Source organism: Propionibacterium sp. (genome assembly GCF_047719395.1).
Lineage (GTDB): Bacteria > Actinomycetota > Actinomycetes > Propionibacteriales > Propionibacteriaceae > Propionibacterium.
In genome coordinates, this window is sequence record NZ_JBDNTB010000016.1 from 1 (window position 1) to 14434 (window position 14434).

The window sequence follows — 14434 nt, forward strand, 5'->3', positions numbered from 1 at the left end:
CTGTTTGATCAATTCTTCTGGCGGCCTACCGGCGGCCCGGCCACCCCCCTCCCTCGTGCTGACCCGCGGCCCCCCCCCCCCCCCCCCCCCCCCCCCGCGGGGGGGGGGCGCCCCCCCCCCCCCCCCCCCCCCCCCGCGGGCCCCCCCCCCCCCCCCCCCACCAGCCCACCGGTGGAGTGGCCGGCCACGGTGATGGGCACACCAGGATGATCCTGACGCACTACCTCGATCGCCTCATCCAACTCGACTTCGTACTCGGCGAGATCTGAGATGTAGCCCGGTACAAGACCGTCTTGCAGATTGCGGCCGTAACGGCGCAGTTCCAAGGCGTAGAAGTCGAAGCCCTGCGTCTCGAACCACGCTGACACATGGGTCTGGAAGAAGTAGTCGTTCCAGCCGTGCAGATAGATCAGCGCACGATCATGCGTGACCGCTCCCCGGCGCACCAGTGTTGCGGTGAGCGGGATGTCCGGTTCATCTGCAACATGCTCGGCACCCTCGAGAACCCAGGTGTGGGTGACATGCCCTGCCAACAGGGTGTCGGGAAGCCAGGTGGTCATGACCGGCCACTGCGTTCAGCGACGCTCGTCCTGCTCGTCGGAAAGGCCAGTGTCTACGTCATCCTGGTCATAACGCTTTGCGAGGTCCGCATAGTTGTCAGGAATTTCCTCGTAGGCAAGATCGTCATCGTCGTGAACGCTCTTGGCTCGAAGCTCCCGCTCCAAAGACGCGAAATCAGTATCCACTGAGCGGTACTTGAGATCGCGGGCTACTTTGGTCTGCTTTGCCTTTTGTCGGCCGCGCCCCATGTAGGTCGACCCCCTCGCTCTGTCACTCGCGGCTGAGCCGCGGTTTTATCGGTCTATTCGTGTGTGCAAGGCTACCCAATCTGGGTGGCCGGGACCAACCAGGGCCATTTCAGGCCACTGCATGCTCCCCCACCAGATACACTCCCGCCGTTTCTCCCGGCACCGCAACGACCCGGCCGCACACCCAGTTGGCCAGCCCCAGGCCGTCGAGCACACGCTGTGCAACGTCCACCTGGGCGGCATCCAGCAACGCCACCATGCCGACGCCCATGTTGAGCGTCTCCTCGATGTCAGGCTGGGAAAGACCACCGGTACGCTGCACGAGCTCGAAGATCGGCCCCGGATGCCAGCTCGCGCGGTCGATTTCGGCGTGCATGCCCTCTGGCAGTACCCGCACCAGATTGTTCGCCAGGCCACCGCCGGTGACATGACTCATCGCGTGCACCTCGACCTCGCGCAGCAGAGCCATGATCTCGCCGGCGTAGACATGGGTGGGCTCCAGGAGTTCCTCCCCGAGCGAACGCGACAAACCCTCGGGCGTGGCATCCAGCGCCAGACCGGCATCATCCAGCAACACCCGCCTGACCAGCGAATAGCCATTGGAGTGCAGACCGCTGGACGCCATCGCCAGCGCGACATCGCCGTCGCGCACGCGCTCGGGGCCGAGCAGTCCGTCGGCCTCCACAACCCCCGTAGTGGCACCGGCCATGTCGAAGTCATCAGGGGCCATCAGGCCCGGGTGCTCGGCCGTCTCGCCACCCACCAGGGCGCAACCCGCCGACACGCAGGCATCGGCGATGCCCTTGACGATGGCGGCGATTCGCTCGGGGTGCACCTTGCCGCAGGCGATGTAGTCGGTGAGGAACAAAGGCTCCGCACCGCAGACCACCAGATCGTCCACGAGCATGCCGACCAGGTCCCAGCCCACCGTGTCGTAGACACCCAGATCGCGAGCCAAGGCCACCTTGGTGCCCACTCCGTCGGTGCTGGTGGCCAGTAACGGGTGCCGGTAGCGCGCCAGGGCCGAGGCATCGAACAGCCCGGCGAAGCCGCCGATACCGCCCATCACCTCGGGACGCCGGGTGCGCGCCACGTGTGCCTTCATGAGTTCCACCGCGGTGTCCCCGGCGTGGATGTCGACGCCTGCTCGCGCGTAGGCGCTTTGCCTCACTGATGCTCCTGGTGGTCGGGGGCGGATCCGCTCAGCGTCGCAGGATCCAGGGCGGCGAGCAGCTCGCCGGCCCGATCTGCAACATCGAGTTCTTCCGTCCGGTCATCGTCTGCGTTGGGATAGCTGCCGCAGGCCGGCGCCTCCGTGGCGTCCAGGCCCATCTGGCCGGCTTGACCCGGCGGCACCGGAATGGGATAGACGCCGTCGAAGCAGGCCCGGCACAGTTCGTCCTTCGCGACGTGCGTAGCCGCGATGAGGCCGTCCAGACTCACATAACCCAGCGTGTCGGCGCCGATGGCACGGCAGATCTCGTCGGTGGACAGGCCCGGTGCGATGAGCTGAGCACGCGTGGCGAAGTCGATGCCGTAGAAGCAGGGCCACTGCACCGGCGGTGAGGAGATCCGCACGTGCACCTCCGCAGCACCCGCCTCGCGGAGCATCCGCACCAGCTGCCGCTGGGTGTTGCCGCGCACGATCGAGTCGTCCACGACCACAAGACGGCGCCCCTCGATGACATCGCGCAGCGGGTTGAGCTTGAGCCTGATGCCCATGTTCCGAAGCGTCTGGGAGGGCTGGATGAAGGTGCGCCCCACATAGGAGTTCTTGACCAGTCCCATGCCGTAGGGGATGCCGGACTCGTCGGCATAACCGATGGCCCCTGGCACACCCGACTCCGGCACCGGGATCACCAGATCAGCCTCGGCGGGAGCCTCCTGGGCGAGGATCTTGCCCACCTTCACGCGCACATTGTGAATGCGGCGCCCTGCGATGATGGTGTCCGGCCTTGCCACGTAGACGTACTCGAAAATGCATCCCTTCGGACGGGCAGGCGCGAAGCGACGGGTGCGCAGCCCCGCGGCATCGATGGCGACCATCTCGCCCGGCTCGATCTCGCGCAGGAAGGTGCCGCCGACGATGTCGATGGCGGCCGTCTCGGAGGCCACCACCCAGCCGGACTGCAGGCGCCCGAGCACCAGCGGGCGCACACCCTGCGGATCGCGCGCGGCGAACAGCGTGGTCTCATTCATGAACACCAGGCTGAAGGCGCCCACCAGCTGCGGAAGCACCGCCATCGCGACATCTTCCAGCGAACCGTCGTGGGTGCTCATCAATTCGGTGATCAACGAGGTGTCATTGGTGGAATCCATCGAGTCCTTGTGCGGGATCTCGTGCTCGTCGCAGGACCGCCGGCGAAGCTCAGCCTCGAGCTCGTCGGTATTGGTGAGATTCCCGTTGTGAACCAGGGCCAAGCCGCCCTCTGGTGTGGCCCGGAAGGTGGGCTGGGCGTTCTGCCAGACGCTGGCACCAGTGGTGGAGTAACGGGTGTGCCCGATGGCCAGATGGCCCTTCAAGGAGTTCAGGGTTGCCTCGTCGAAGACCTGGCTGACAAGGCCCATGTCCTTGAAAACCATGATCCGTGAGCCATTGCTCACCGCCATGCCTGCCGACTCCTGGCCCCGGTGCTGCAGGCCATAGAGTCCGTAATAGACGAGTTTGGCTACCTCTTCACCAGGAGCGAAGACACCGAAGACACCGCATTCATCGTGCGGCCGATCATCGTCAGGATCATGTCCGATCTGGCCATCGCGACGCAACAACACTCCCCCAGTCTACCGTGGCACCAAGAGGCGCCCTGACATCTCATCCGGGTGCCCTGACCCGTAGGGCCTCAGGAATCCAGGGCCCGGCAGGACGACACACCTAGTGCTGCGTCTTGGCGTTCTCGTCCACGAGATCACCGATGATGCCTGCACCTTCCTTGGAGAAGGTCAGGTAGCGCACGCCCAGATTGATCATGGACTGCATCCGGTTGCGCCCGCCCAGCAGGAAGTACAGGTGCAGGGCCACCCACGACGACCAGGCAGCGATCCCGGTGTAGGCGACATCGCGCTTGTTCTTGCCGACCTTCAGCTGCACGACGGCGGCATTGCGCCCGATGGTTGCCATGGTGCCCTTGTCGAAGTATTCGAACTCCTCGATCGGGCCGCCCGCCTCCAGACTGAGGATCTGCCGGGCGACGAAGTCGCCCTCCTGCATGGCCGGCTGGGCAAGCTGGGGCAGCGGATCGCTGTCGATGATCGAGCCGTCGCCGATGCCGAAGACACGATCCTGGCCGTGCACTCGCAGGTCCGCACCGGTGAGGATGCGCCCGCCGCGGCCGAGTTCGAAGCCCCAGTCGAGAACGCCCTTGTGGGCGCCCACACCGGCAGCCCAGATCACCATGTCGGCGGGGAGCGTCGAGCCGTCCTTGAGCAGCACGGAGTCGTCACGCACCTCGGCGATCGCGGTAGTGGTGCGCACATCGACACCGCGGCGCTGCAACTGCTGGCGTGTGTAGTGGCGCAAGCCGGGCTTGAAGGGCCCGAGCAGGTGCTCGCCCATCTCGACGAGCGTGACATGCACCCGATCGGTGGAGACATCGGGGAAGATCGCCGGGATGCCGATGGACTTCATCTCGGCGAGTGTGCCGGCCATCTCAACGCCGGTGGGACCGCCGCCGACGATGACGACATCGAAGTTCTTCTTGGGCTGGGTGTCCAGCAGCTCCAGATTGCTGAGGATGTAGTCGCGGGCCTTCACCGCGGCGGTCCGGGTGTAGATGGTGTTCGAGTGCTCCTCGGCGCCTTCGAGGCCGAAGAAGTTCGCGCCGACACCCTGGGCGAGGACCAGGTAGTCGTAGTCGACCGGGGTTCCCTCGTCGACGAATACCCGGCGCTTCTCAAGGTCGAAACCGGTGACCGATCCCAATCGGAATCGGGTGCCCGGGATGCGCGCCGCGAAGGAGCGCAGCCGGTAGGTGACGTCACCGGGATTCAGGCCACCGGTGGCCACCTGGTAGAGCAACGGCTGGAAGCTGGTGTACGGATTCTTGTCGATCACCACCACCCGGCAGCCGGCCCTGCCGAGCGCGCGCGCCGCGTGCAGGCCACCGAAACCACCGCCCACGATGGCCACCTTCGGTCCCTGGCCGGGCTCATAAGGCTCGTCTGACTTCGCGAATGACACTGGAAACTTCATGCAAACCCCCTGATCAATCGGATGCACCGCATCGCAGATTTCCACCAACGATCGGCCGAGGCCGTTGACCGGTCGAGGCAGGCTCCCGCCACCACATCCCGGACAGCGCTGTCAGCCGTCCCCATTGTGCCGAGCAATTGGGCGCAGACCATAACTGAGAACCACAGAATCCTCTCAGAGAGGACAGACCACTAGGGTTGACGCCATGATCGCGATCGTCACCGTGACGGGCCTTGACCACACAGGCATCGTCGCCGCCGTCAGTGCGCGCATGAGCGAGCTCGACATCAACATCGTCAACATCTCCCAGACGATCATGGGGAGCTATTTCACGATGATCGCCCAGTGCGAGTTCGACGAGACCCAGCACCGGATCGAGGAACTCCAGGCCCAGCTGCGCGCCGTCGGTGAGCAGCAGCGGGTCGTGGTGCGCCTGCAATCCGAGGCCATCTTCCGCGCGATGCACGAGCTGTGAGCCATGGACACCGCACACGACATTCTTGAGACCATCGAGATGATCGAGGAGTACCGCCTCGACATTCGCACAGTGACCATGGGAATCTCCCTGCTGGACTGCGCAGACCCCGATCCGGCGGTGGCCTGCCAGAAGATCTACGACCGCATCGTCGGCCTGGGCGGCGAGTTGGTGCCCGTCGCGCACGGCATCGAGACCGAGCTGGGCATCCCGATCATCAACAAGCGGGTCACCGTCACCCCCATCGCGCTGGTGGCCGCCGCCTCGCACACCGAGGACTACACCTGCTTCGCGCAGGTACTGGACCGCGCCGCTGCCACCATCGGGGTGGATTTCGTGGGCGGCTTCTCGGCGCTGGTGCAGAAGTCTCGCACCAGCTCGGATCTGAAGCTCATCAACTCGCTGCCGCATGCGATGGAGAGCACTGAGCTGGTATGCGCCTCGGTGAACATCGGCTCGTCCAAGGCCGGTATCAACATGAGCGCGGTGGCCCAGATGGGCGAGACCATTCGCGAGGTCGCCGCGCGCACCGGGGGTATGGGGTGCGCCAAACTGGTGGTCTTCTGCAATGCAGTGGGAGACAACCCCTTCATGGCCGGCGGTTTCCACGGCATCGAGGAGGGCGACTGCTGCATCAACGTCGGCGTGTCCGGACCGGGCGTGGTCAAACGCGCGCTGGACAAGCTACCGGACGCCAGTTTCGGTCAGATGGCCGAGACCATCAAGAAGGCGGCCTTCAAGGTCACCCGGATGGGCCAGTTGGTGGGCACGATGGCCGCCGAGCGGCTCGGAGTGCCCTTCGGCATCGTCGACCTCTCGCTGGCCCCCACCGCCGCCATCGGCGACTCGGTGGCCGAGATCCTGCAGACCATGGGCGTGGATCGGGTGGGCGGCCATGGCACCACCGCCGCGCTGGCCCTGCTCAACGACGCTGTGAAGAAGGGTGGGCTGATGGCCTGCTCGCACGTGGGCGGGCTGTCGGGCTCGTTCATCCCGGTCAGCGAGGACGCCGCCATGGTTGAGGCGGCCCGCAATGGCTCGCTCACCCTGGACAAGCTGGAGGCGATGACGGCCATCTGCTCAGTGGGCCTGGACATGATCGCCATCCCCGGCGACACGCCGGCGTCCACCATTGCGGCCATGATCGCCGACGAGGCTGCCATCGGAATGATGAACAACAAGACCACCGCCGTGCGGGTCGTCCCGGTGCCCGGCAAATCGGTGGGTGACGAGATCGACTTCGGCGGGCTGCTGGGTTCTGCCCCCGTGATGGCGGTGAACCCGTCGAGCGCCGAACGGCTGACTCGCCGGGGTGGACGCCTGCCTGCGCCGGTGCACAGCTTCCGCACCTGATGGTGCGAGGGCCGACCCGGACCCGACTCTGATCCAACCCTCGACCTTGGACGAGCGCGAAGACGGTCTGCACTGGCACACTGTGCACATGCTCATCGCGATGGCTGGTTTGCCCGGCACCGGCAAGTCCTACCTCGCTGGTCTGCTGGCCCGCCGTCTCGATGCCGTGCTGCTGTCTGTGGACCTGGCCGAATCCGCCATGGTGAAGGCCGGCATGTGGCACAACGAAGCCACTGGTCAGGCCGCCTACTTCGCCATCGAATCGATGGCACGGCAGAATCTGGTGTTGGGACGCGATGTCATCGTCGACGCAACCAATCATCTGGACCGGCAGCGTCGGCTGTGGATGGATCTTGCCGACGGGACGGGGACCGACATGGTCTTCCTGCTGAGCGTCTGCTCCGATTCCGCTGAACACCGCCGTCGTCTCGGCAAGCCCTACCGGAAAATGCCCGGGCTGGTCGAACCTGACTGGGATGGCGTGCAGCAGCGCAATGCGGAAACCGAGCCCTGGGGAACCGAGCCGCGGCTCGCGATCGACACCGCCCACGAGGTGAATCTCGAACAGGTCCAGACCCTCATCAGCTGCTTCGGGGCATCACAGGACGCGGAGCGGGTGGAGATCAGCCGCCCCGCGGCACGGCGAGCCAGCAGGTCCGCGCTGTCCGCCTGAACCCGGCCCAACCGGTCAGGAGAGGCCGCTGACGCGGCCCTGGGCATCCACATCCATGCCCGCCGCGGCGGGCACCTTCGGCAGCCCCGGCATGGTGAGGATGTCGCCGGTGAGCGCCACCACGAAACCAGCACCCGCGCGCACCGCCACTTGACGCACAGTGATCGTGAATCCACGGGGCGCACCCAGCTTGTGCGGATCATCGCTGAACGAGTACTGGGTCTTCGCCAGGCACACCGGCAGCTCACCGAAGCCGAGCCGGGTGAGATTGGCCAGCTGACGCTCTGCGCGCGCAGAGAACTTCACACCATCGGCGTGGTAGATCTCCCGGGCCACGGTCTCGATCTTCTCGCGTAACCCCTGGTCAGGGGTGTAGCGAGGGTGGAAGCTGTTCGGCTGGTTACAGGTCTCCACGACGGCCCCGGCAAGCTCCACCGCCCCCTCGGAGCCCCTGACGAAGGCCTCCGAGGTGCACACCTGCGCACCGAGCGCAGCGCAGCGCTCGGCCACCAGTGCCAGCTCGGCGGCCGTGTCCTCGGGGAAGCGATTGAGCGCCACCACGACATTGACGCCGAAGCCACGCAGATTGCCCAGATGCTGTTCCAAATTGGCGATGCCCTTCCCCAGTGCCGCCAGATTTTCCTCACCGAGTTCGTTTCGGGACACTCCAGCGTTGTACTTCAGGGCACGCACCGTGGCCACCAGCACCACCGCGTCCGGCGCGAATCCTGCAGTCGGGCAGACGATGTCGAGGAATTTCTCGGCTCCCAGGTCAGCACCGAAACCGGCCTCCGTGACCGTGTAGTCGGCCAGCTTGAGACCCATCCGGGTGGCCAGCACCGAGTTGCAGCCGTGCGCGATGTTGGCGAAGGGCCCGCCATGGATGATCGCCGGGGTGTTCTCGGTGGTCTGCACCAGATTGGGTTTGATGGCGTCCTTGAGCAGCATCGCCATCGCACCGGTGGCCTCCAGGTCGGCGGCGGTGACCGGCTCGCGATCGAAGGTGTAGGCGGGGATCATCCGCCCGAGCCGGGCCTTCAGGTCGTCCATGCCGCTGGTCATGCACAAGATGGCCATCACCTCGCTGGCCACCGTGATCTCGAAGCCGCCCTGGCGCGGCACGCCGTCGGAGCGGCGTCCCAGGCCGATGACCACCGAGCGCAGTTCACGGTCGTTCATGTCGAGCACCCGGCGCAGCACGATGCGGTGAGAGTCGATTCCCAACGGGTTGTCGCGGAACATGGAGTTGTCGAGCATCGCAGCGAGCAGATTGTGCGCCGCGCCGATGGCGTGGAAGTCGCCGGTGAAGTGCAGGTTGATGTCGTCCATCGGCAGCACCTGGGAATAGCCGCCGCCCGCAGCGCCGCCCTTCATGCCGAAGCATGGCCCCAGTGAGGGCTCGCGCAGGGTGCAGACGGCCTTGTGCCCGATCCTGTTGAGCGCCATCGACAGTCCGACATTTGTGGTGGTCTTGCCCTCCCCTGCCGGGGTGGGGTTGATCGCGGTGACCAGGATGAGCTTGCCATCGGGACGACCGGCCAGCCGATCGAGCAGTCTCAACGAGAGTTTTGCCTTGTCACGGCCGTAAGGCTCGTATTCGTCCTCGTCGATCCCGAGATCCGAGGCGATCCGGGAGATGGGCAGCAGGCTCGCGTCCCGGGCGATTTCGGCGTCGGACTTCATGGCGATTCTCTCCTGGACTTGCACTGGTCGATGGATGGCTTCGGGCCGCAGTCATTGTTTCCCAGACTCGCCGTCGCCACGAAACGCGCGCCACTGTGTGAGCACCTCGCCGATGTCGAGCGGAGCGGTGATGATGCGCGGGGCGGTGGTGGCGTCGAGATTCGATTCCACGATCCGGGCATTGAGCGCCTCAATGATCTCGCGGGCCTGATGCTCGTCGTGGACGCCGCGCAGGGCGTCCTGGATGTGCTCCTTGGCACGCCTGACCTGGAGCGGTGCGGGCAGCACGCCACTGAGATCCTCCCGTTCCAGCCGGGAGACGATCCAGGGTTTCTCCGCTCCTGGGCGTCCCAGGTGAACGGGCTTGCCAGACAGTGGATTGTGGTCGAAATCGCCGCGCTCGATCGCCTCGCGGACCTTACGATCCGGATAGCTCTCGAAGTGGCGTTCCTCCATTGCCCTCCCCGTAATTGCCCAGTTCGTGTCGCGCGATGTTCGTGTCGCGCGATTTCAGCGGGCGAGCCGGTCGAGCAGCAGCGCCTCGGACACCGCGGCCTTGCGCCAGTCGCCCAGGTGCAGCGACTCATCGATTCCGTGCATCCGGCAATCCGGATCGGCGACCGCGGTGCACAGCACCGTGGCCTCGGGGAAAGCCTCCTGGAAGCTGGAGATCATCCCGATCGAACCGCCCGTGCCGGTGAGCACCGGCTCGACACCCCATGCCCGGGTGAAGGCCTGTTTCGCCTGCTCGGCGATCGGGCCCTCGAAGGGGACGATCGAGGGTGCCCCGGCCTCGGCATTGGAACAGCTCACCCGGGCGCCCCAGGGGACATGGGATTCCAGGTGCGCGACGAGCTTCTCCACGGCGTTCTGGGTGGTGTCCCCGGGAGCGATCCGCAGGCTGATGCGTGCCCTGGCCGCGGGGATGAGCACATTCGAGGAGATCTTGATCGGTGTGGTGTCCAGGCCGATGACACTCACCGAGGGCTTGGCCCACATCCGGTCGACCGCCGAGTCATCGCCGATGAACTGCACACCGGGCAGCAGCCCGGTCTCGGCCCGCAGGCGCTCCTCGGGATAGTCCAGCTGCTCGGCGGCGTGGCCTGACACCAGACCCTCGATGGCGACATTGCCCTTGTCGTCGTGCAGGGTGGCCAGCAGCCGGCACAGCGCGGTGAGCGCATCGGGCACGACACCGCCGTACTCGCCGGAATGGACCGGGTGGGTGAGAGTGCGCACCTCCACGATGCAGTCAGCGACACCGCGCAGCGAAGTGGTGAAGGCCGGCTGGCCGACCTCCCAGTTCCCGCAGTCGGCAATGACATAGGCATCTGCCTCCAGCTCGTCCTGGTTGGCCTTGAGCAGTGCATCCAGCGACGGCGAGCCGATCTCCTCCTCGCCCTCCAGCAGCAGGGTGACACCCACCGGAGGCTTGCCCCCGAAGGCCCGGACAGCGGCCAGGTGCACCGCGACGCCACCCTTGTCGTCAGCGGTTCCGCGACCGTACAGCCGGCCATCACGCTCGACGGCCACGAAGGGCTCGGTGCTCCACAGGTCGCGATCGCCGGTGGGCTGCACGTCGTAGTGGGAGTACAGGCAGACGGTGGGCTTGCCCTCGGGGGCGGGCCAGTGCGCTAGCACAGCAGGCTTGCCGCCGGCCTCGATGACCCGCACGTCGTCCCAGCCGATCAGCTTCACCAGGCCGACCAGGGTGTCGGCCACGCGCACGACGTCCCCGGCATGCTCGGCCTGCGAACTCACCGAAGGGATCGCCACCAGATCGCGTAGATCGTCCAGGGTTGTGGGCAATACGCCATATACGGCGTCGATGACGTCCTGATCGCGATCACTGCTCATCGTGGGCCTCTCTGTTGCCAGTTTCCTGCCATCCGATTGTGCTGTCCCCTGTTTAGCTCACTCGCCCATGGCAGCCGGGATGGGCACGGTCCAGGCGTCCTTGATCGTGTCCAGGGGAAGGCGGAACAACTCACTGACCTCCAGGTCGGCGGTCTCGGTGACCTCACCGATGCAGGCCTGAGGCACGTCATTGGTCTCGCACAGTGCGACGAACTCATCCAGCTTGTCCGGCAAGAGCGAGACCAGCACCCGCGCCGGGGTTTCGCTGAACAGTTCGGCGCAGGCATCCAGGCAGCCGGTCAGCGACACCCGGGCACCCTTGGCATTGCGCAGGCAGGACTCCACCAGCGCCACCGCCAGGCCGCCCTCGGACAGGTCATGGGCACTGGCCAGCAGCTCGTTGCGGGATGCCGCCTGCATCACGGTGGCGAGCTTCTTCTCGGCAGCGAGTTCGGGGAAGGGCGGCAGACCTCCGAGGTGGTGGTCGTGCAAGACGTCCTCCCACACCGAGCCGCCCAGCTCCTGCTTCGTGACGCCCAGCAGCACGATCTTGTCGCCGGTCTCGGAGAAGCCCTGGCGAATGCGAAGGCTCACGTCGTCGATCACGCCCAGCATGCCCACCAGCGGGGTGGGGACAATATTCGCGCCATCGGTCTGGTTGTAGAAGCTCACATTGCCGCCGGTCACCGGCACACCCAGCTCGGCGCAGCCGTCCACCAGACCCTTGATGGCCTCGAGGAATTGCCACATGACCTCCGGATCCTCCGGGGAGCCGAAGTTGAGGCAGTCGGTGATCGCCACCGGTTCGGCACCCGTGGTCGCCACATTGCGGTAGCTCTCAGACAGCGCCAGCTGCGCGCCCTTGTAGGGATCCAGCAAGGTGTAACGGCCGTTCGCATCGGTGGACAGCGCGATGCCGAGCCCGGTCTTCTCGTCGATGCGGACCATGCCGGAATCCTCGGGTTGGGCGAGCACCGAATTGCCGCGCACCACGCGGTCATACTGGTCGGTGACCCATGCCTTGTCGGCGATGTTCGGGGAACCGACGATCTTCAGCAGCGCATCGGCCAGGTAACCGCCCTCGCTGGATCGCGGCAGGTTGTTGGCGTGGTCCGCATTCACCCGGTCGATCCAGTCCGGGCGGCGCTGCGGACGGTCGTAGGTGGGCGAGTCCTGGGCGACGGTGCCGGGGTCGACGTCGACGATCTTCTCGCCGTGCCAGTCGATGATCAGCCGGTCGTCCTCGGTGACCTCACCGATGATGGTGGCCTGCACCTCCCACTTGGCGCAGATCTCCATGAAGCGGTCGACATCGGCAGGCTCGACGACCGCCATCATGCGTTCCTGCGACTCGCTCATGAGGATCTCTTCGGGAGTCATGGTGGGATCGCGCAGCGGCACCAGATCGAGCTCGCAGTGCATCCCGCCGTCACCCGCCGAGGCCAGCTCGCTTGTGGCGCACGAGATGCCGGCAGCGCCGAAGTCCTGCAGTGCGGTGACCACACCGGCATGGTGCAGCTCCAGGGTGCACTCGATGAGCAGCTTCTCCATGAAGGGGTCGCCCACCTGCACGCTGGGACGCTTGCCGGGGCCGTCGGCCTCGAAAGTCTCAGAGGCCAGCACCGAGGCGCCGCCGATGCCGTCCGCGCCGGTCGCGGCGCCGAACAGGATCACCTTGTTTCCCTCGCCGGTGGCCTTGGCGAAGTGCAGGTCGTCGTGCCGCATGACACCCACGCACAGCGCGTTGACCAGGGGATTCCCGTAATAGCTGGCGTCGAAGCCGAGTTCGCCGCCGATATTGGGCAGCCCGAGGCAGTTGCCGTAGCCACCCACTCCGGCGACGATGCCGGGCAGCACGCGTGCGGTGTCAGGGGCGTCCAGAGGGCCGAAACGCAGTGAATCCATGCATGCGATCGGGCGCGCACCCATCGCCATGATGTCGCGCACGATGCCGCCCACGCCGGTTGCCGCGCCCTGGTAGGGCTCCACATAGCTGGGGTGATTGTGGGACTCGGCCTTGAAGGTGACCGCATATCCCTGGCCGATGTCCACGGCCCCGGCGTTGTCGCCGATGCCGGCCAGCAGCGGCCCGCGCGGGGTGGTCTGCGGGAGCACCGCGAAGCGCTTGAGGTGCAGCTTGCTCGACTTGTAGGAGCAGTGCTCGGACCACATCACCGAATACATCGCCAGCTCGGCGCCAGTGGGACGACGTCCCAGCAGCTCGCGGATCAGGTCGTACTCACTGGCCTTCAGCCCGAGCTCCGACCAGGGCTGGTCGACTTCAGGGGTCGTGCGGGCATTCTCAACGGTGTCAACCACGGCGACAATCTATCGTGCCGGCATGCACCGCCGCCTCGCCGCTCCGGTCTTCGGGAATCGGATCGGGAGTTAACCTTCAGCGTGCGAGGGGAGAATGCGTGAAAGTCTTCGAGTTGGCTGCTGTGGCCTTCCTGCGCGGCCGCGAGGTACTCAATGTGCGCAAGATCGGCACCCATCACGTGATCCTGCCCGGCGGCAAGATCGAGCCGGGCGAATCCGCCATCGACTGCGCCGTGCGGGAGACCCACGAGGAGCTCCAACTGCTGGTTCACAAGGACGATCTCACCCCGCTGGGCCGCTTCACCGCCGACGCCGCCAATGGCGACGCCGACGAGATCCACTGCACGGTCTTCACGGCCCCATGGCCGCGCAGCGGGCATCCGGCGCCGGACAATGAGATCGCCGACTACGAATGGACCGATCTGCTCAACTGCCGCGACGATCCGCGCCAGGCGCCGCTGCTGGTGAACTGCGTCATCCCGGTGCTTCAGGCCCGCGGGGTGATCTGAGCCGGCTCAGGCATCTCCTGCGGGATGGCGCGATGAGCGGCCAGCCAGTCATACAACGCGGCGACGGTCTCCTGCGGTGCGCCGGTCGCCGGGACTGACAGGCCGAGTTCACCGGCCTGCAGGGGTTCCAGGGTGGCCAGTTGGGACTTGAGCAGGGAAACCGGCATGTAGTGGCCGGGGCGGTGCGTCATGCGGGAGCGCAGCGTCTGCTCATCGGCTTCCAGATCGCAGAAGTACACCGATCCGGGCGAGACTCGCAGCACATCGCGATAGGCCCGTCTCAGAGCCGAGCACGAGACCACGCAGCCGTGACCTCCCGAGGAGTTCTGGATGTCCATCCAGCCGCGGAGTCGGCGCAACCATGGCCAGCGGTCGTCATCTGTCAACGGCGTACCCGACGCCATCTTCCGGCGCGCCTCGTCACTGTGGAAGTCGTCGCCTTCGGCGAAGGGCAGTCCCAGACGCTCAGCCAGCCGCGAGCCGACGGTGGTCTTGCCGGTGCCGGAGACCCCCATCACCACGATGTCGCACGCCGCGTTCTCAGACATGGGTCCATTCTGGGACGTC

At 66.1% G+C, this 14434-nt stretch carries 14 protein-coding genes; 4 read left to right on the forward strand and 10 right to left on the reverse strand.

Translation table 11 applies throughout. The annotated features are described in order from the left end of the window. Positions 1–8: 8 nt before the first annotated feature. The 5 genes from ABF648_RS04275 to ABF648_RS04295 form a co-directional block, all read right to left on the reverse strand. The gene (locus tag ABF648_RS04275; RefSeq protein ID WP_415631054.1) at positions 9–560 is read right to left on the reverse strand and encodes a serine aminopeptidase domain-containing protein; all 552 of its coding nucleotides are present in this window, start codon (positions 558–560) and stop codon (positions 9–11) included. Between the two features lie 15 nt (positions 561–575). Beyond that, complete coding sequence (locus ABF648_RS04280) at positions 576–809, reverse strand: DUF3073 domain-containing protein (protein ID WP_415631055.1); 234 nt, start codon at positions 807–809, stop codon at positions 576–578. A gap of 109 nt (positions 810–918) precedes the next feature. After that, positions 919–1980, reverse strand: coding sequence for a phosphoribosylformylglycinamidine cyclo-ligase (gene purM / locus ABF648_RS04285; protein WP_415631056.1), 1062 nt, complete (start codon positions 1978–1980; stop codon positions 919–921). Then, entirely contained in the window at positions 1977–3578 is a 1602-nt protein-coding gene (gene purF / locus ABF648_RS04290) for an amidophosphoribosyltransferase (RefSeq protein ID WP_415631096.1), read from the reverse strand. The genes purM and purF overlap by 4 nt, the downstream gene beginning before the upstream one ends. 103 nt (positions 3579–3681) lie before the next feature. Further along, positions 3682–4998 (reverse strand): NAD(P)/FAD-dependent oxidoreductase, encoded by a 1317-nt coding sequence (locus tag ABF648_RS04295; RefSeq protein WP_415631057.1) that lies wholly within the window; start codon positions 4996–4998, stop codon positions 3682–3684. A 205-nt stretch (positions 4999–5203) separates the two neighbouring features. Between ABF648_RS04295 and ABF648_RS04300 the strand changes: the two genes are divergently transcribed. The 3 genes from ABF648_RS04300 to ABF648_RS04310 are packed head-to-tail and all read left to right on the forward strand — an operon-like array spanning position 5204 to position 7499. Beyond that, positions 5204–5473 carry an ACT domain-containing protein gene (locus ABF648_RS04300; RefSeq protein ID WP_415631058.1) on the forward strand — a complete coding sequence of 90 codons (270 nt, stop codon included), beginning with the start codon at positions 5204–5206 and terminating at the stop codon, positions 5471–5473. 3 nt (positions 5474–5476) lie between these two features. Further along, positions 5477–6826: a PFL family protein gene (locus ABF648_RS04305; protein ID WP_415631059.1), complete on the forward strand. Its 1350-nt coding sequence runs from the start codon at positions 5477–5479 to the stop codon at positions 6824–6826. A gap of 46 nt (positions 6827–6872) precedes the next feature. Next, positions 6873–7499: an AAA family ATPase gene (locus ABF648_RS04310; RefSeq protein ID WP_415631060.1), complete on the forward strand. Its 627-nt coding sequence runs from the start codon at positions 6873–6875 to the stop codon at positions 7497–7499. Positions 7500–7514: 15 nt separating this feature from the next. Here ABF648_RS04310 and ABF648_RS04315 read toward each other — a convergent pair whose 3' ends face one another. Genes ABF648_RS04315 through purL form a run of 4 tightly spaced genes read right to left on the reverse strand, consistent with a single transcriptional unit; the run spans position 7515 to position 13358 of the window. Further along, positions 7515–9182, reverse strand: coding sequence for a formate--tetrahydrofolate ligase (locus ABF648_RS04315; protein WP_415631061.1), 1668 nt, complete (start codon positions 9180–9182; stop codon positions 7515–7517). A 51-nt stretch (positions 9183–9233) separates the two neighbouring features. Next, positions 9234–9638: a DUF1992 domain-containing protein gene (locus tag ABF648_RS04320; protein WP_415631062.1), complete on the reverse strand. Its 405-nt coding sequence runs from the start codon at positions 9636–9638 to the stop codon at positions 9234–9236. Between the two features lie 54 nt (positions 9639–9692). Then, the gene (locus ABF648_RS04325; protein WP_415631063.1) at positions 9693–11039 is read right to left on the reverse strand and encodes a dipeptidase; all 1347 of its coding nucleotides are present in this window, start codon (positions 11037–11039) and stop codon (positions 9693–9695) included. A 57-nt stretch (positions 11040–11096) separates the two neighbouring features. Then, positions 11097–13358, reverse strand: a complete 2262-nt coding sequence (gene purL, locus ABF648_RS04330) for a phosphoribosylformylglycinamidine synthase subunit PurL (RefSeq protein WP_415631064.1) — start codon at positions 13356–13358, stop codon at positions 11097–11099. 98 nt (positions 13359–13456) lie between these two features. Here purL and ABF648_RS04335 point away from each other — a divergent pair, with 98 nt between their 5' ends. Next, entirely contained in the window at positions 13457–13867 is a 411-nt protein-coding gene (locus ABF648_RS04335; protein WP_415631065.1) for an NUDIX hydrolase, read from the forward strand. Here the strand turns inward: ABF648_RS04335 and ABF648_RS04340 are convergent. Continuing rightward, positions 13846–14415 carry a gluconokinase gene (locus ABF648_RS04340; RefSeq protein WP_415631066.1) on the reverse strand — a complete coding sequence of 190 codons (570 nt, stop codon included), beginning with the start codon at positions 14413–14415 and terminating at the stop codon, positions 13846–13848. The two genes, ABF648_RS04335 and ABF648_RS04340, sit on opposite strands and share 22 nt — an antisense overlap. Positions 14416–14434 lie beyond the last annotated feature (19 nt).